This is a genomic window from Symbiobacterium turbinis (genome assembly GCF_055383075.1).
The window spans coordinates 1,338,543-1,356,052 of record NZ_AP042433.1 but is presented as its reverse complement, the minus strand read 5'-3'; the positions used below and the strand labels follow the sequence as shown (position 1 = coordinate 1,356,052).

Annotated in this window: 15 protein-coding genes; 10 read left to right on the top strand and 5 right to left on the bottom strand. The window is 69.2% G+C overall.

Annotated elements, in window-relative coordinates:
• Positions 1-16: 16 nt before the first annotated feature.
• Positions 17-463, bottom strand: coding sequence for a transcriptional regulator MntR (gene mntR / locus ACZ45O_RS06575; protein WP_464856730.1), 447 nt, complete (start codon positions 461-463; stop codon positions 17-19).
• A 53-nt stretch (positions 464-516) separates the two neighbouring features.
• On the bottom strand, positions 517-1,287 hold the full coding sequence (locus ACZ45O_RS06570) for a metallophosphoesterase (protein ID WP_464856728.1): 771 nt from the start codon (positions 1,285-1,287) through the stop codon (positions 517-519).
• Between the two features lie 193 nt (positions 1,288-1,480).
• Here ACZ45O_RS06570 and ACZ45O_RS06565 point away from each other — a divergent pair, with 193 nt between their 5' ends.
• The 8 genes from ACZ45O_RS06565 (at position 1,481) to ACZ45O_RS06530 (ending at position 9,631) form a co-directional block, all read left to right on the top strand.
• Positions 1,481-1,783: a DUF1294 domain-containing protein gene (locus ACZ45O_RS06565; RefSeq protein WP_464856726.1), complete on the top strand. Its 303-nt coding sequence runs from the start codon at positions 1,481-1,483 to the stop codon at positions 1,781-1,783.
• Positions 1,784-1,850: 67 nt separating this feature from the next.
• Positions 1,851-3,026 (top strand): PQQ-dependent sugar dehydrogenase, encoded by a 1,176-nt coding sequence (locus tag ACZ45O_RS06560; RefSeq protein WP_464856724.1) that lies wholly within the window; start codon positions 1,851-1,853, stop codon positions 3,024-3,026.
• Between the two features lie 37 nt (positions 3,027-3,063).
• Positions 3,064-4,344, top strand: coding sequence for a hypothetical protein (locus ACZ45O_RS06555; protein ID WP_464856723.1), 1,281 nt, complete (start codon positions 3,064-3,066; stop codon positions 4,342-4,344).
• A gap of 98 nt (positions 4,345-4,442) precedes the next feature.
• A complete protein-coding gene (locus ACZ45O_RS06550; protein ID WP_464856722.1) occupies positions 4,443-5,102 on the top strand; it encodes a TetR/AcrR family transcriptional regulator in 660 nt (219 codons plus the stop codon).
• On the top strand, positions 5,092-5,757 hold the full coding sequence (locus ACZ45O_RS06545; protein ID WP_464856720.1) for an MBL fold metallo-hydrolase: 666 nt from the start codon (positions 5,092-5,094) through the stop codon (positions 5,755-5,757). Before ACZ45O_RS06550 ends, ACZ45O_RS06545 begins: the two co-directional genes overlap by 11 nt.
• Before the next feature lie 107 nt (positions 5,758-5,864).
• On the top strand, positions 5,865-6,554 hold the full coding sequence (locus tag ACZ45O_RS06540) for a response regulator transcription factor (RefSeq protein ID WP_464856718.1): 690 nt from the start codon (positions 5,865-5,867) through the stop codon (positions 6,552-6,554).
• Positions 6,518-8,050 carry a sensor histidine kinase gene (locus ACZ45O_RS06535; RefSeq protein ID WP_464856716.1) on the top strand — a complete coding sequence of 511 codons (1,533 nt, stop codon included), beginning with the start codon at positions 6,518-6,520 and terminating at the stop codon, positions 8,048-8,050. The genes ACZ45O_RS06540 and ACZ45O_RS06535 overlap by 37 nt, the downstream gene beginning before the upstream one ends.
• A 96-nt stretch (positions 8,051-8,146) precedes the next feature.
• Positions 8,147-9,631 (top strand): GerMN domain-containing protein, encoded by a 1,485-nt coding sequence (locus ACZ45O_RS06530; RefSeq protein ID WP_464856714.1) that lies wholly within the window; start codon positions 8,147-8,149, stop codon positions 9,629-9,631.
• A gap of 146 nt (positions 9,632-9,777) precedes the next feature.
• On the opposite strand, the gene ACZ45O_RS06525 is transcribed toward ACZ45O_RS06530, so the two are convergent.
• Both ACZ45O_RS06525 and ACZ45O_RS06520 read right to left on the bottom strand, forming a co-directional pair.
• Positions 9,778-11,394 carry a zf-HC2 domain-containing protein gene (locus ACZ45O_RS06525; protein WP_464856712.1) on the bottom strand — a complete coding sequence of 539 codons (1,617 nt, stop codon included), beginning with the start codon at positions 11,392-11,394 and terminating at the stop codon, positions 9,778-9,780.
• A complete protein-coding gene (locus ACZ45O_RS06520) occupies positions 11,391-11,888 on the bottom strand; it encodes an RNA polymerase sigma factor (protein ID WP_464856710.1) in 498 nt (165 codons plus the stop codon). The genes ACZ45O_RS06525 and ACZ45O_RS06520 overlap by 4 nt, the downstream gene beginning before the upstream one ends.
• 572 nt (positions 11,889-12,460) lie before the next feature.
• Here ACZ45O_RS06520 and ACZ45O_RS06515 point away from each other — a divergent pair.
• A complete protein-coding gene (locus tag ACZ45O_RS06515; RefSeq protein ID WP_464856708.1) occupies positions 12,461-13,057 on the top strand; it encodes a hypothetical protein in 597 nt (198 codons plus the stop codon).
• Here the strand turns inward: ACZ45O_RS06515 and ACZ45O_RS06510 are convergent.
• On the bottom strand, positions 12,961-13,998 hold the full coding sequence (locus tag ACZ45O_RS06510) for a cell division protein ZapB (protein WP_464856706.1): 1,038 nt from the start codon (positions 13,996-13,998) through the stop codon (positions 12,961-12,963). The genes ACZ45O_RS06515 and ACZ45O_RS06510 overlap by 97 nt on opposite strands.
• Before the next feature lie 888 nt (positions 13,999-14,886).
• On the opposite strand from ACZ45O_RS06510, the gene alaS reads away from it, so the two are divergent.
• Complete coding sequence (alaS, locus tag ACZ45O_RS06505) at positions 14,887-17,502, top strand: alanine--tRNA ligase (protein WP_464857684.1); 2,616 nt, start codon at positions 14,887-14,889, stop codon at positions 17,500-17,502.
• Positions 17,503-17,510: the final 8 nt, after the last annotated feature.

Sequence of the window (17,510 nt, the reverse complement as noted above, 5' to 3'; positions counted from 1 at the left end):
CCTTCCCGCCGCCGGGTCAGGCCTCGGCCTGCTCCTGCGCGGCCTTCTCCGCCTCCTCCTGCTCCCGCCGGCGCTGCCGGTGGGCGGCCAGGGCCTCACGCACGTCCTCATTCTCCTGCAGGAAGGTCGTCAGGTCCTGGATACAGCGCACGGTCGACGGGCTGACGTGGTGCTCAATGCCCTCCACGTCCACCTCAATGGCCTCTTCCGGCACGCCGATCGTTCGGAGGAACTCCGACAGCATGGCGTGCCGGTCTTTCATCTCCTCACCCAGCATTTCGCCCGCAGGTGTGAGGACCAGCCCGCGGTAGCGCTCATAATGGATATAACCCGCCTCAGCCAGCTTCTGGACCATCTTCGTGACCGAAGACGGCTGAAGGTTGAGCTCGATGGCGATGTCGCTGACCCGGGCATAGCCCTTCGTCTGGATGAGTTCGTAGATCTTCTCGACGTAATCTTCCATGCTCGGGGTTGCCATGGCCATCCTCATTTCTTGGAACCGATTGTGTCTTTATCTTAGCATAGACCGTCCCCTGCGGCCATGTCCCTGCCTTCCGGGAAGAGGTTGAGGGGGGTGAAGTCGATGGCGTCGCAGGACACCAGGCGGTAGCGGATGGTGCCCTGAAGACCCTGATACGCGCGGTACGGGGCGTTGGGCCCGTGCAGGTGGCCGTAGACGCAGAGCAGGACGCCGCCCCACTCCTCCAGCAGCCGGGTGAACTCCGTCGGCTGGTGGTCATCGGCCACCGGCGGGTAGTGGAGCATGACGATGTACGCTTCCGCTCCCAGCTTCCGGCCGGCCTCCAGCGAGAGCTGCAGACGGCCCACCTCGCGCCGGTAGATCTTTTCGTTATGGGCGGGGTCTTCTTCCCACGACCGGTCGCCGGGGGTGATCCAGCCCCGGGTGCCGCAGACCGCAACGGGCACATCTACGCAGGGCACGGAACCTTCGGGCAGCAGCACGGCGTCATTCTGGATGAAGGAGATGGTGCTGAGCGGCAGTTCCCGGAGCTTCTTCAGCGACTGCCACCAGTAGTCGTGGTTTCCAGGGATGAGGAGTTTGCGCCCGGGCAGCCTGTCGATCTCCTGCAGGTCGGGCAGGGCCTCGGCGAGGGTCATGCCCCAGGAGATGTCGCCGGGGACCAGCACGTAGTCATCCGGTCCCACCGTGGCCTCCCAGTTCTGGAGGAAACGCACGGCATGGTCGGCCCAGCGGGGGCCGAAGATGTCCATGGGCTTGTTGACGGCCAGGCTGAGGTGGGGGTCTCCGATTGCGTAAATGGCCACGGGGGAACCTCCTTCTTAGCGGTGGGCGGTGGGTCGTGAGGGGTGAGCCGGAGGTGGCAGTGAGCCGTTCAGGAGTCGGCCCAGGGCTCGAAGTGCGGTTGCCATGCTCCGGAACCGCCCGTTGCATGCCAGATGCGGACATTTATGCGCATAACACGTAAGGGGCTGGCTGAGTTTTAACGTAGCGGAGGGGGTGACTGCCGTCAAGGGATGGACCCTGACCTGGGCGGAGCTGCTGGGGGCGGCGCTCCTGTTCTACAACCTGATGGTATTTCTGACTTACGCCTGGGACAAGCTCCGGGCCGGCCGCGGGGGGCGGCGGGTGCCGGAGCGGAGGCTGCTCTGGCTGGCGGCCCTGGGCGGGGGCGCGGGCGCCATGCTGGGGATCTACCTGATCCGGCACAAGACCCGGAAGCCCCGGTTCGCCATGGGCGTGCCCGCCCTGCTGGCCGCCCAGGTCGGGCTGGCGGTCTGGTTGGCGCATCGCCTGGGCTGAGCCCCGGTGGGCGCAGCCGGGCGTATGAGCGGGCTTCCTTTGGCTGACAGGAGGGGAGGCGGGACCTGTGGAAGAGTGGCCGATGGGAGGGTTCGACGTGGGGGCGTATGTGCGCAGTGCGGTCGCCGTGCTCCTGCTGGTGCTGCTGGGGTGCAGCCCGGCCTGGGGGCCTGCGCCGGGTGAGGCGCGGATCGGGCTGGAGAAGGTGGTCGACGGGCTGGAACAGCCGCTCTACATCGCCCATGCCGGAGACGGAAGCGGCAGGCTGTATATCGTGGAGCAGCCCGGCCGGGTGCGGGTCCTGGAGGAGGGCAGCCTGCTGCCAGAGCCCTTCCTCGACCTGACCGACCGGGTGCTGAGCCGGGGAGACGAGCAGGGGCTCCTGGGACTGGCCTTCGCGCCTGATTTCCCGGAGAGCGGTGTCTTCTACGTCCACTACACGGGCCGTCCCGACGGGCGTACGGTGCTCGCCCGGTACCGGCTGCAGGACGGCAACCCCCGCCGGGGCGATGCGGGCTCTGAGGAGGTGCTGCTCACCGTCGAGCAGCCCTACGCCAACCACAACGGCGGCGCGCTGCTCTTCGGGCCCGACGGGTACCTCTACCTGGCCCTGGGCGACGGCGGCTCGGCCGGCGACCCCGGGAACCATGCGCAGGACCTGGGGAGCCTGCTGGGCAAGATTCTGCGGCTGGACGTCTCGCAGCCGGGGCCCTACCGCATCCCGCCCGACAATCCCTTCGCCGGCGGGCCGGGCCGGGAGGAGATCTGGGCCTACGGCCTGCGGAACCCCTGGCGGATCAGCTTCGACCGGGCCACCGGCGACCTGTACATCGCCGACGTGGGCCAGAACACCGTAGAGGAGGTCAACTTCCAGCCCGCAGACAGCCCCGGCGGCGAGAACTACGGCTGGCGCGTGTGGGAGGGCTCGCGGCGGTTTGCACAGGGCGAGGCGCCGGGAGCGGTCTTTCCCGTGGCCGAGTACACCCACGCCGAGGGCGGGTGCTCGATTACGGGCGGCTACGTTTACCGCGGAGAGGCCATTCCCGAACTGACTGGCACCTATCTCTACGGCGACTACTGCACGGGCTACATCTGGGGACTCCGGAAGCAGGACGGCCAGTGGGAGACCGCCCGCCTCCTGGATTCGGAGCTGAACATCACCTCGTTCGGCGAGGACGAGGCGGGTGAAGTCTACGTGGTCCATCGCCGGGGAGCGGTCTATCGCATTGTTGCAGCCGACTGAGCGCAGCCGTGCAGGCGGCGCGGAGGAGGTGGTTCCCGTGGAACGGATCCGTACCGTCGTTGAGGAAGCGCACCGGCTCAGTGGAGAAGGGGCGCTCTGGCCGGGGTTCGCTCTTGCGGCCGTCCCGATTCTGCTCTATGACGACCGCGAGGCGTGGCTTGTCGGGCACCCGGCCCCGCCGGAGGGCTACCGGCCTTCCGGGGAGGTGGCCGGCCGGCCCGTGTACCGGAGCCCCGTGCGGCCCGAGATGATCGCCAACACCGCCGCGCGCGTCGGCGGATACCTGACCGCCCTGATCAACCTGTCGGACCGGCCCCCCTCCGATGAGGCGGCCCTGGCGCGGCTGATCCTGCACGAGGCGTTCCACGTCTTCCAGCAGGTGGCCCTTCCGGCCATGCCCCGCATGGACATGGAGAAGCTGCAGGTCATGGCGAGCTACCCCGAAAACGACCCGGGAAACAACGCCATGGCCATCGTGGAGAACCGGCTTCTGGCCCGCGCCCTCGCAGGGGAGCACGAGGCCGTGCCTGCATTCCTGTCCATGCGCCGGCACCGGCACAGGCGGCTGGTCCGGCTGGATCAGAGCGACGTGCCCGTCTACGAAGAGACCGTGGAATGGGTGGAGGGAACCCCCACCTACGTGGAGCTGCGGGCCGGGGCGCCGCTGGACGACCTGATCGGGCGGCTCGGGACCTACAACCGGGGCGGCCGCCATGCCGCCTACCGGCGCCTCTACGACACCGGCGCGGCGCAGGCGGTGCTGCTGGACCGGTTTGCGCCCGGCTGGCAGGCACGGCTGGCGGAGAGTGGCGGCGCCAGCCTGCAGGAGCTGCTCCGGGAGAGCCTCAACGAGCCTCTGCCGCCCGTGGGCCAGGTGGTGGTGGCCGAAGGGCTGGCGGCCGTGCTGGAGGCGGAGGAGGAGGCCGAGGCACAGCGTCAGGATCGGATCGCCGGGCTTCTGCGGGAACTGGAGGAGGGCCCCGGCGTCCTGGTGGAGATCGCGCTGCCGCCTGCGGTGAAGGGCGGCATGTGGGACCCGACCAACCTGCTGAACATCTCCCCCGGCCGGAGGCTTCACACCCGGTTCTGCGGCGCCGTGGGACCGGACGGCCTGCGGGTGACCATCCACGCGCTCTGCCTGGAGGAGTGGGGCGAGACGGGCAGGCGGTTCAGGCTGCGGGTGCCCGCGCGGCCGTCCATCGACCAGGGCGCACGGCTGCGGGTGGAGGGTGAGGGGCTCGACGTTGACGCGCCCGGCGGGCGGGTGGAAGACGGAGCAGACGGACTGCGCGTTCAGATTCAGCTTCCTGAACTGTGAGCCTGCCCGGGGCAGCTTCCTCTTGACGGGTTACTAACCACCGGTTATATTGTAACCGGTGGTTAGTAACCGATGGTTACAAGAGGGGGAGGACGGGCGTGGCAAACCGACAGCGATCCCGCAGCGCGGAGACCCGGCAGGCCATCCTGTCGGCGGCAGGGGAGCTGTTCGCGGAGCGGGGCTACGACGGGGTGACCATGCGGGAGATCGCCCGGGCTGCGGGCTGCTCGCACACCGCCATCTACCTGTACTTCAAGGACAAGGAGGCCCTGCTGCACGAGCTGGCCGTGGGGCCGCTCACGGCCCTGGAGGCCGAGCTGGCGGCCGCCCTGGGCGATGTCGGCCTGACCCCGGCGGAGCGGGTGCGGGCGATGGGCCGGCGGTTCATCCGCTTTGGACTCACCCATCGGAACAGCTACCACGTGCTCATGATGGCCCGGGCCGGACGGGTGGATGAGGAGGAGCCGGATCTGGCCGTCAACGCACTCAGGAACCGGCTCTTCGCCCTGCTCCGGCGCGGGATCGCGGCCATGCTGCCCGACGGCACCCCTGATGAGCGGGTGCTCGCCTACAGCAGGGTGGTCTTCTTCCACGTGCACGGCATCGTGGAGACCTACCGTCTCTCGGAGGAGGCCGTGCCGGCGCTCCTGGCCCGGCTGGGTTCCACCTTCGAGCTGAGCCTGGATGTGCTGCTTGCAGGCATTGAACGGACCGCTGCGGCGGAGGCGCAGAGGGGGGGCAGCCGCCGTGAGGGTTGAGCGGGTGTCTGCGCACATCTGGGCCGTCTCCGTGTGGGTCCTCATCCCGATTCGGGTCTGGCTCGTCGCGGGGGACGACGGCGTCACCCTGGTGGACGCGGGCCTCTCCTTCATGGCGGAGGGGATTCTGCGTGCAATCGACCGCCTAGGGGCGGGCCCCCTGCGGCGCATCCTGCTGACGCACGGCCACAGCGACCACACCGGGGCGATCGCGCCGATCCTGCGCCGGCGCCCCGTGCCGGTGTACGCCCACGAGCGGGAGATCCCGTACATGACGGGGCAGCTTCCCTATCCCCGCCGGCGGCGGCCTGCCGCCGGCCTGGCGCCGGGGGTGGCGGAGCCGCTGGCTGAGGAAGGCCGCGGCGTCCTGGCCCGCGTGGCCGGGCTCCGGCCCTACCTGACCCCGGGCCACTCGCCCGGGCATGTGGCCTACTACCACGAACGGGACCGGGTGCTGCTGGCCGGCGACCTGTTCACGTCGCGGCAGGGGCGGCTCGGCCGGCCGATGGCCATCTTCACGGCAGACATGGAGGAAGCGGTGCGTTCCGGGGCCATCGTCGCGACCCTGCAGCCGGAGCGGCTGGAGATCTGCCACGGCGGCCCCGTGCTGAACCCGGCGGCCCAGATCAGCCAGTACCTCGCGGCTGCCGGGTAGCGCTCGCTGCTGCCGGCGAGCGCGGCGTCCCGGCACGGGTGGACCGGCGCAGAGCCGTACGATATGCTGGCACTGGCAGGATTGGCATGGGCAGGAGGTGACGCTCGATGCCGCACATCCTCGTCGTGGACGACGAGCCCGGCCTCGTCAAGGGGCTGCGGCTGAGCCTGGAGCAGGAAGGCTTCCAGGTGACCACCGCGTCCGACGGGCGGGAGGCGCTGGAGAAGTTTCGGGCAGGCGACTTCGACCTGATCGTGCTGGACCTGATGCTGCCGGAGGTGGACGGACTCACCGTGTGCCGGGAGGTGCGCGCCGCCGGCATGACGCCGATCATCATGCTCACGGCCAAGGCAGACGATATCGACAAGATCCTCGGCCTGGAGATGGGGGCAGACGACTACCTCACCAAGCCCTTCAACACCCGGGAGCTGATCGCCCGCATCAGGGCGGTCCTGCGCAGGGCCGAGGCGCCTTCGCGGCAGGAGCAGGAGGGCCGGGTGGCGGTGGGCGACCTGGTGCTGCATACCCGGCAGCGGCGGGCGGAGGTGGCGGGCCGTCCCCTGGAGCTGACGGCCCGGGAATACGATCTCCTGGAGCTCCTGGCCCGCCACCCCGGGGTGGTCTACACCCGCCAGGAGCTGCTGGACCTGGTCTGGGGCTACGACTTCGCCGGCGACGACCGCACCGTGGACGTTCACGTCCGGCGCATCCGTGAGAAGCTGGAGGAGGAGCCCTCCCGGCCCCGCTACCTGCGCACCAAATGGGGCGTGGGCTACTATCTGGAGGCCGAGCCATGAGGCGGCCGGGCCACTGGCCGCTCGGGGTTCAGCTCGCCCTGGCCTTCGCGCTGGTGACCGTCCTCGCCCTGGGCGGGAGCGGCGCCCTCCTGCTCTACCAGACCAGCGACCGGCTGATGGAGGAGCGCGCCGAGTCCGTCCTGGCCTGGGGGCAGGCCGCGGCGGGGCTTGCGGCAGAGTACTGGGCCGAGCCGCAGGAAGGCATGACGCTGGCCCTGTACCGCTTCCACCAGCAGAGCGGCATCCGGCCGGTGGCCGTGGACGGCCGGGGCGTCGTGATCGCCGACATCACGACGGGCACGCCGCTTCTGGGACAGCGCCTGACGCACCCCGAGGTGCATGGGGCCCTGGCCGGGAAGCCCACCACTGGGGCCCGGCGGCTGCCCACCGGCGAGTGGGTCATGTACGCCGGCGTTCCGGTGGTGGTCGGCGAGGCACAGGTCGGCGCCGTCTTGCTGGCGGCTGACATCGGCGCCGTGCGGGATGCGCAGCAGGACCTGCTCCGGCAGCTGGCCTGGGTGGCCGGCGCCATGGCGCTTCTGGCGGTCCTGCTCGGCGTGCTGCTGGCCCGGTATCTCACCCGCCCGCTGGTGCGGCTGCGCGAGGCCGTCTCGCGCCTCGCCCGCGGCCGGCTCGACACCCGGGTGACGCCCGGCGGCAGCAGCGAGCTGCGGGACCTGGGGCACGGCTTCAACCGGATGGCCGCGGAGCTGGGCCGGCTGGACCGGCAGCGCCGGGCCTTCGTCGCGGACGCCTCCCACGAGTTGCGCACGCCCATCGCCGCCATCCGGGCGCTCGCGGAGCCGTTGCTCACCGACCGCCCCGTGGACGTGGCGGTCTACAAGGAGCATCTGCAGGACATCGTGCACGAGTGCGACCGGGCCGGCAGGCTGGTCAACTCGCTGCTGGAGCTGGCGCGCCTCGACATGCGGGCCGAGGCGCGCAGCCAGGCCGGGGAGGGGGCGGAGCCCGTCGATCTGCGCCAGATCGCGGAGGAGGTGGCGCACGCCCTGGAGCCGCTGGCGGCGGAGCGGGGCGTGCGGCTGGATGTCCTGCCCGGGCCGCCTGTGCTCGCGCCGGCCGTTGCCCGGCTGGTGGAGAGCGTCGTCGGCAACCTGGTGGAGAACGGCATCAAGTACACCCCCCGGGGCGGGTCCGTGCAGGTAGCCGCGGGCGTCGGCCCGGTGCCTGCACTGCGAGAGGCACTGGAAAGCGGCGGCGCGGACCGTGCCGGAGCCGCGCGCGGAGAAGCCGCGGACTCAGCGGCCGTGGCCTGGGTGACGGTGACCGACACCGGAATCGGCATACCGCCGGAGCACCAGGCGCACATCTTTGAACGCTTCTATCGGGTGGACAAGGCCCGCTCACGCGCCACCGGCGGCGCAGGGCTGGGGCTGGCCATCGCGGCCGAGGCGGCGGCGCAGCTGGGCGGCCGAATCCACGTGGAATCCGAGGTGGGCAGGGGCAGCCGGTTTACGTTCATCCTGCCGGTTTAACAGGTGCGTCATACTTTCGTAACAACCTGTCATTCGCGGGTCATACTTGACCGGTAGACTCGGCAGTGGAAACGAACCCGAAAGGAGCAGATAGGTATGAAGCAGACCGGTCGAATGGCCCTGAAGCGGGCGTTGCCTCTGATGCTGGCGGTCGCCCTCGCCGCATCCGGCTGCGCCGGTGTGAGCCCGCAGCAGGCCCCCGAGGGCGAGGCGCCCATCTCCCCGTCTGCTCAGGTGGAGCCTCCGGTGAAGACGCAGACGGTGACCGTGTTTTACCCCGACTGGCAGGTGCAGCACCTGATTCCCGAGCAGCGGCAGGTGTCCGAGGGCAGCGCCGCCGAGCTCGCCACCCGGGTGGTGGAGGAACTGCTGGCCGGGCCCGCCGACCCGCACCTGAAGCGGCCCTTCCCGGAAGGGGTGCGGCTCCTGGAGCCTGTGAAGGTGGCCGACCGGGTGGCGACGGTGAACCTGAGCGAGGAGGTCAGCCAGGTGCAGGGCTCGGCGGCCGTGATGGCCCTGATCAACTCGCTCCGCCTGAGCCTGAGCGAGATCCCGGGCATCGAGCGGGTTCAGCTGCAGGTGAACGGCCGCTCCGACGGCGACCTGGGCGGCATGGTGCTGGAGACGATGGACCGGGGGCTTTACCTCTACCCGGTGCTGCCGAACCCGGAGCGGACGCAGTACCTGCAGGCCCGGGCCGACCAGGGGCTCGATACCTGGCGGCTGGATCCGGCGAAGGTGGCGCGGTTTGAGGGCCGCATGTTCGGCTTCACGGCCGCGGAGCTGGAGCAGGCGGCCATCAGGCAAGACGGCGGCGTGGCCGAGGCTTACGTGACCCGCAACGGCACGACCTACGCCTTCACCCTGGTCCGCAACCCGGCCGCCGGTGAGAACGGGGTGTGGACCGTCGAGAGCCTGAGCCCCATGCAGTGGCACGCCTACGATTCGCTTCCCACTGATCTGCGGGCGTGGGCGGACCGCTACGCCGAGACGACGATCGGCGTGGCCAGGGCCGAACTCGATCGGCTGTACCTGCTGGCCTCCGTGGAGGAGGGCGAGGTGCGCATCACGTCTGCGGGGGCGGAGGATGAGCAGTTCGTGGTCTCGCTGGCGGAGGAGGGCGGAAAGCGGATCTCCATCGCCTCCGTCCCGCTGCCCGGAACCGAGCTGGAGCCGGTCTTCCGCTGGGCGTCTCCGCCGAAGGGGCCTGCCGCCCGGTACACCGATCCCGAGATCCTGCCCCGCCTGTATACGCTGGACGGGGCCGGCCAGGCGAGCACCAAGCTGACGGGTGACGCAGTCATCGCCTCCGCCGTCAGCGAGCCCGGGCGCCTCACGGTGAACGGCTACGCCCGGCACCTGTTCGAGGCCAACGTTGTGGCCCGCCTGCTGGACGGGCAGGGGCAGGAGGTGGCGGTCGGTTTCACCACCGCCGCGGCGTCGATGTGGAACTGGGGCGAGTTCACCATCGTGCTGGAGCACGACCTGCCGCCTGGCGAGTACCGGGTGGAGGTGGGCGACTACAGCATGCGGGACGGCGCCTGGCAGCCGCGGGCCGTGGAGTATGTGACCGTCCGCTGAGTCAGGCTGTGCATGAAGTGGCCCGGAAACCGGGCACCTGACAAGCAGAGCCCTCCCGGCCTGGCCGGGAGGGCTCTGTCTTTATTTGGTAATGCGTTCCGCAACAGCCCCCGGGAAGCAGTTGGAGTCGCCACAGAAGAGCCCGGTTACTGCCCCGCGGACAGCGTCCACGTCTCGTCGAGCACCAGAAAGGCCGATGGCTCCACATACCGGACGATCAGCCGCTCGGACTGGCGGAAGGACTCAGGCAGTTCGTTCCACCACATGGCCCAGACCCGGGTCCGCACCTCGTTCGCCCGGATGTCGTCGGGGCCCGCGGCCCCGCCGAGGTTGGTCATCACCTCGCGGGCGTCGTTTTCGATCTCGAACCCCGGGCCCAGAGCCGGCGGTTCGCCGGGCTCAGCCGTCTCCAGCGGCAGGCGTCCGCCCATCCGGAGGGCGGACTGCACGTACGGCGGCTCCCGCCTGGGCGTGCGCTGCTCAATGCCGATGCCGCTGTCGGTGGCGAATCGCGCCACCAGTTCGCTGTCGTAAAACGGTAGGCTCACCTGGTGCTCGGGATCCATCTCCCCGTCCCGGGAGGACGTCCGCTCCCGGTACTTGGCCCAGTTCACCGGCCACTCCAGCGCCTGATCCGTCAGGAACGTGATCCCCTGCAGCCGCAGCTCCACCGGGGCCGGCCACTGGTTCGGGCCGTCGTAGGTGATGGTGAAGCGGTAGCGCCCAGGTTCCTCTGTGGGCTCCGTCGCCTGCCAGCCTCCGGTCAGTTCCTGACCGCCGATGACGAGGGCGGCCGTCAGCACAGGGTCCCGTTCTCCCTCCGGGAGCGTGATCACGCCTGTCAGCCTTGCTTGGCCGATGCCCACCTCCAGCGAGTCCAGGGCGAGGGTGCGCCCGAGCCAGGTGTGCTGCTGCGGCCACGGGATGACCTCGGGCGCAGGTTCGGTGAGGTAACTTTCATCCCAGGGGAGGCGGATCCGGAGGTCTTCCCAGAAAGTCGCTCCAGCGCCCGTCGACTGCGGGCCGGATTTGGGATCGACCCGCAACCACTGCCGGAGGACCAGCTCCAGGTGGTGCAGGTCGGGCTCCGGCTCGATCGGGTTGAAGATCAGCACGGAGTGGAAGCCCTCTGGCGAGAGACCGCCCCATGTGGCGAGGTGGCTCCAGTTCGTGCCGCCATGCCTCAGGATTCGGTCCGCACTTTCGTTGCGGAGAAACGCCTCGATCGGGATCCAGTATTCGTTGTGGGGGGTGGAGACGGTGTAAAGGACGTAGACCTGCTGCCCGCTGTACCAGGCCTTCTCCACAGTGAGCGTGGCGTCTGTGCGCGGGATCCGCTCCGTGACCCCGACGTCCACAACGAGCCCGTGGGCGACGGCCCGCTCCCAGCCCGGAATGGCCCGCCCGGCGACCTCTTCGGCGCTTGACACCCGTGCCGGAATCCGCTTCTGGTCCGCAGTGGTCCGGCGGCCCAGGACGTAGCTCAGACTGCCCGTGACGACCAGCAGCGCCACGACCGCGGACAGCCCGGCAAACAGGATGCGCTGAAGCCGCCCGAAGAACGCGCGGGCGGGCTGCTCCAGCCTGGACTCTTCCGGCGGGGCGGGCGGGGGCTGCGGCGCCGCCGCCTCACGCAGCCGTGCCCGGCAGGTGGGGCAGGCTTGGGCGTGCTGCTCCAGCAGCAGCCGCGTGGCCGGCGAGAGCAGGTCGTCGGCGTAGAGCGGGAGCAGGTCCTCGGTCAACGCACAGAGATCGATCCTCAACGGGCATGCCCCCCTTCCAGCGTCAGGTAGGCTTCCTTCAGCATCCGGCGCGCCCGGAAGCAGGTGACCCGGGCCCAGGTCTCCGACCGGCCCAGCACCTGGCCGACCTGGGCGTAACTCAGCTCCTGATACTCCCGCAGCACCAGAGCTTCCCGGTACGCCTCGGGCAGGGCCGCCAGGGCCCGGGCCAGGCGGCTGCGCTCGTCGCTCGCCACCGCGACCTCGTCGGGGGTCGGAAACGGGGCGCCGGGTGGCTCCGGCGGCGGCCTTCGGCTCTCTTGGGCCAGGCGCTTGCGGTACTGGTTCCGGGCGATCGCGTAGAGCCAGGTGGCTGCGCTGCTCTCCCGGCGGAACCGGGGGAGAGAGAGGATGGCCTGCAGAAACGTCTCCTGGGTCAGCTCCTCCGCCAGGTCCGCATCGCCGGTGAGGGCGGCCAGGAAGCGATAGATGGGGCCGTGCAGCTCTGTGTACAGGTCCTCCAGCCGTTCTGCCACTGCCGCCGCTCACCTCCGTCCGTGAAGTTAGTACCGCAGCGGGGCAGTTCGTTACAGAATTCGGCGCCTTCTTCTGCGAAGGCGCCGAGGAAAGGGAAGGCTCAGTTCCCCACGGGCAGCGTCCACGTCTCATTTAGCACCAGAGTGGCCGTGGGTTCCATGTGGCGAATCAGGAGCCGTTCCGACTTCTGGAACGATCCGGCAAGGTATTTCATGTGCCCCCACCTGACAGACAGGCTGCCCGGTTGCGGAGCCCCTTTCGTCCAGGATGGCGCTGACGAGGCTCGCAGCGATCAGCAGGACAAGTGCCACAGTCAGTCCAACGTACACGAATCGGCTGAACCACCCGGCGAAGGGGCGGGCCGCTGCCCCTCGGTAGCGTTTGACTGGATAGACCCCCTCAGGCAGTCAGGATAGACTGCATAGAGCCAGCCACCTCCGCAGACGGCCGGCAGCACAGGTCCAAGTATAGCACAGAAAACCGGCTTATTACGGATAATTGGACACTGCGCCACGAATACGCCTGCATTACCAGCCTCTCCCGGTCGGGCAAGTCTGCGCTGGCTTCGGACGTGCCGGACCGGGAGGGGCAGCGGTTAACTCCGCAGCCACAGGACGCGCAGACCTGGCCGGCGGCGGACGAGGCGGGGGCGGCGGATCAGGCGACCGCGGCGCCCCGGCGGAACGATTACGCCATCCCCTTGGAACTGTGGGCTCCCCCGGTGACGCAGGAAGAGATCGTGATCGAACCTGTTCTCGATGACGGGCCTTACGAACTGGGCGTTGTGGGCTTCGTGAGCGGCCGCGAAGGCGACCACTGGGTCCTGACGGAATGCATACACATCGACGACGAGTGGGTCCTCGGCGACACCTTCCTCGTGGACGTCCGGCATCCCTACGCGGCACGCCTGTTCGAAGGGCGGGTCGCCTCGGTGCGGGGGCTTGACGGCGGCACGGCGAGCGGCGAACCGGGCACGAGAAGAGGGAGACTCCATCATCGCGTCTCCCTCTTGTCGTTTCTAGTGAGATGTCCGGTGGGGTGCATGGGCCTGCCTGTATCCACGTATCCCCCTCAGTCGAAGAACATCGTGATGTCCGCCCACGTGGCGAAGTCGCTGAGCGGGATCTCGAAGCTCAGCACCGTCCTGAACTGGTCCGGTCCCTGGTAAGTCGCACGATAGATGACCAGACCGCCGGCCCGCCAGTAGACGATGAACAGTCCCGGGCCCTCCCGGTCCAGGATCACGTCCAGCCGCCCCAGCTGCACCCAGTTGGAGAAGAGATAGGTCCGCGTGCCGTCGGGTTCCTCCACGTAGACGTGCCACGGGTGCCCGTCGTCCCAGCCGAACTCCTTCTCGTCCGGCATCCAGAAGGCGTTGGTGGTCACCGAGACCCGCTCGTCGACGCCGTCGCCGTCCAGATCGGCGGTCAGCGTCTGGTGGTACTCCCACCCCGGCTCGCCACCCACGGCAGGCGGGTAGTTGGGGTTGATCAGATCAACCACGCGATCCTCGGGGGAGAGCCGCTCCGCCAGATATCGGTTGCGGAATTCCAGTTCCTTCACCTTGGCGTCGAGTTCCGCGACCAGGGTTTCCAGCTCCCGGTTCCGGGCCCTGAGCCGTTCGAGTTGTTCCGCTGCCGATGTGACTTCTTCCTCCGCCAGTCGGGCGGCCACGTCGAGCAGTTCCTCGCGGTTGAGCCCCTCGGCCTGGATCACCGTCATGCCGAAATCCTCGGGGATGACGAGCCGCCAGACGAGGTGCTCCCCGTCCGGCGCGGCGGAGGCGTGATGCGTCTGCCTGATCAGCACGGCCGTTCTGCCGCCCACCGTCACCTCCTGGAATGCGTCGGGAGGTTCACCCTGGCTGCTGGCGACGAACGAGGCGTACCGGGATATGGTGAGTGTGGCCGGCCGATCCTCGCCGTTCCTGACCGCCGTGATGGCAAACGAGATCGGGCGGTCGCCGCAGACCGCCACGCCGGAGGTCCGCTCCACCTGGAACTCGGGTTCGAGAAATGCCGGCTCGAAGACCAGCGGTGTGTCCGTCTCCGCCGGCGCGATCTCGTGCACAGGCAGATCGGGCGGGCACTGGAAATCTGCCGCCTCCATCGGACCGTTCTTGAAGCTGATGCCCGCGAGCTCACCTGCAAAGGGCTGCGATCCGCCCGGGACGGGTGTCGGGCCCTCAGGAGCCGACGAGGATCCCGGCGAAGCGGAACATCCAACTGCTGCCACCAGAATCAGCGGAATCAGTACCCTCAGACGACGGAACATCGTTCGAACCTCCTCCCAGCGAATGTGACCGCTCACCGGAGGCTGCCGTGCATCCTCCCGCCCAGGACGGGTACCCTTCCCGCCTGACCTGGGCGCCTTCACCTATCCCAACGGCGGAACTGCCTCTCAGGTTACGGAGTCATCATCCGGCGTGAGAGGCACCGGCGTGGGAGGCGCAGGACCCACCCACCTCGTCCCAGCACTTGCTCGTGTTCGGTTTGACTGGTGGTGACCGACTAGTCCACCACATGACCCCCGGCCCCGGCTGCCGCTCCACCGGCACCAGCCAGTGCGAACAGCCTGTACCCGCCCGGGCGGCACCAGCGACTGCGAACAGCCGGTATCCGCTCAGGGCAGCAGCGCCCCCAGCCGCCTTGACAGCCCCCTACGCACGTCTGTATAATCCCTGGTAGTCCAACCCGAGGACGGGGAAGACGGGTCCCAGCAGCCACGCTTCAGAGAGGGCGCCCCGCCGGCTGAAAGGGCGCCTGCGCAGGCGGGATTCCGCAGCCACCCCTGAGGGGCCCACCGAGGCGGAGCATCCGCGGTAGGCTGGGACGGCCGCCATGCCGATATCACTGGAGAGAGATGGCCGCCGCGCCTTCGGCGGTCAAGCAGGGTGGTACCGCGACGGCAGAAAGCCCTCGCCCCTGACGCTTCCTCAGCGTCGGGGGCGGGGGTTCTCAGTTTTCAAGGGGGGTTTTCCACACCATGCCCAAGTACATGACGGGCAGCGAGATCCGCACGGCATTCATCGAGTTCTTCAAGTCCAAGGGACACACCCACGTTCCCAGCTCGTCCCTGGTGCCGCACAACGATCCCACGCTCCTCTTCACCAACGCCGGGATGAACCAGTTCAAGGACACCTTCCTGGGCCTGGAGAAGCGCGACTACACCCGGGCGGTCACCGCGCAGAAGTGCGTGCGCGCCGGCGGGAAGCACAACGACCTGGAGGAGGTCGGCTTCACGGCCCGACACCACACCTTCTTCGAGATGATGGGCAACTTCAGCTTCGGCGACTACTTCAAGAAGGAGGCTCTGGCCTACGCCTGGGAGTTCATCACCAGCCCCGAGTGGCTGGGCCTGCCGACCGACCGGCTCTGGGTCACCATCTACAAGGACGACGAAGAGGCATTCGACGCCTGGCATAAGACGGTGGGCGTGCCGGCCGACCGCATCGTGCGCATGGGGGAGGAGGACAACTTCTGGCGCATGGGCGACACCGGCCCCTGCGGCCCCTGCTCGGAGATCTTCTGGGACATGGGGCCCGAGTACGCCTGCGACCACCCCGACGGCTGCGCCATCGACACCTGCGGCTGCGACCGGTGGCGTGAGTTCTGGAACTGCGTTTTCATGCAGTACAATCAGACCGCGGAGGGGCTGGAGCCGCTGGAGCGGACCGGCGTGGATACCGGCCTCGGCCTGGAGCGGATGGCCACGATCATGCAGGAGGTCTGGTCCAACTGGGAGATCGACCTCTGGAAGCCCATTTTCGCCCGCATCAGCGAGCTGTCCGGCAAGACGTACGGCGACGGGCCCGAAGCGGTGCCCTTCCGGGTGATCGCCGACCACGCCCGCTGCTGCACCTTCCTCATCGCGGACGGGGTGCGCTTCAGCAACGAGGGCCGCGGTTATGTGATGCGCCGCATCCTCCGCCGGGCGGTGCGGTTCGGCCGCAGTCTCGGCTTCACCGAGCCCTTCATCTGGAAGGTGGCCGAAGCGGTGGCCGGCGTGATGGGCGACGCCTATCCCGAGGTGCGGGACCAGCTGCCCGCGATACAGGACGAGCTGCGCCGGGAGGAGGAGCGGTTCCTGCGCACCCTGGAGCAGGGCATGGCCAGGCTGGAGGAGATCCTGCGCCAGATGCGCCAGAAGGGCGAGACCGTTATCTCCGGGCAGGATGCCTTCGTGCTGTACGACACCTACGGCTTCCCGCTGGACATTGTGCGGGACGTCGCCCGTGAGCAGGGCTTCACGGTCGACGAGGAGGGCTACAACGCCGCCATGGCCGAGCAGAAGGCCAGGGCCCGGGCGGCCCGCGACGTCTCGTACGTGACCGAGGCCCAGACCCGCATCGCGGGGCACCTGGAGGGCGTGGCGCCCACGGAGTTCCTGGGCTACACCGAGCTGGCGGCCAGGGGCCGGGTGCTGGCCGTGTTCGACGAAGAGGGGAACCCCACCGGGGCGGGCGAGGGCTCGTCCGTGGTGATCGTGCTCGACCGTACCCCGTTCTACGCCGAGGGCGGCGGTCAGGTGGGCGACACGGGGCAGATCGCGGCCCAGGGGCTGCTGGTGGAGGTGGAGGACTGCCGCAAGCTGCCCTCCGGCCACCACCTGCACTACGGCACCGTGCAGCAGGGCTTCCTGGAGGTGGGCCAGCAGGTCACCGCCCGGGTGGATGCCCGGAAGCGGAAGGACACGCAGAAGAACCACACCGCCACGCACCTGCTCCACAAGGCCCTGCGTGAAGTGCTGGGGGCCCACGTGCAGCAGGCGGGGTCGCTGGTCGCGCCGGACCGGCTGCGCTTCGACTTCACCCACACCGGCCCGATGACGCCCGAGGAGATCGCCGCGGTGGAAGAGATGGTGAACGCCGAGATCGAGGCCGCGGAGGCGGTCACCTGGACCGAGATGCCCCTCGACGAGGCGAAGGCCCTCGGCGCGATGGCCCTGTTCGGCGAGAAGTACGGCGACGTGGTGCGGGTCGTTTCGGTGGGGGACGGCTGGTCCCGGGAACTCTGCGGCGGCTGCCACGTCAGTAATACCAGCGAGGTTCAGTACTTCAGGATCCTCTCGGAGTCGGGCATCGGCGGCGGCGTGCGCCGCATCGAGGCGGCCACGGGCGCCGGCGTGATCCGGCACCTGGAGGAGGAGCGGGTCAGGGCGGTTGAGGTGCAGGAGCAACTCAGGAGCCGCGTGAAGGAGCTGGAGAAGGAACTGGAGCGGCTCCGGGCGAAGCTCGCCGCCGGCGAGGTCGACAGCCTGGTGGAGCGGGCACAGGAGGTCGGCGGCATCAAGGTCGTCGCCGGCACCGCGCCGGTGGCCACCATGGATGACCTGCGGAACATGACAGATACGATCCGCGCCAGGCTGGGCTCGGGGGTGGTCGTCCTCGGGGCGGTCACCGGCGAGGGCAAGGTGAACCTGGTCGCCGCCGTGACGAAGGACCTGGCGGGCCGGGTGCATGCGGGCAAGCTGATCAAGGAGGTTGCCCAGATCTGCGGCGGTGGCGGCGGCGGCCGGCCGGATATGGCGACCGCCGGCGGCAAGAACCCGGAGCGGCTGGGCGAGGCCCTGAATGCCGTTCCTCGCCTGCTGGGCGGGCAGCTCGGCCTCTAACGCGGCCC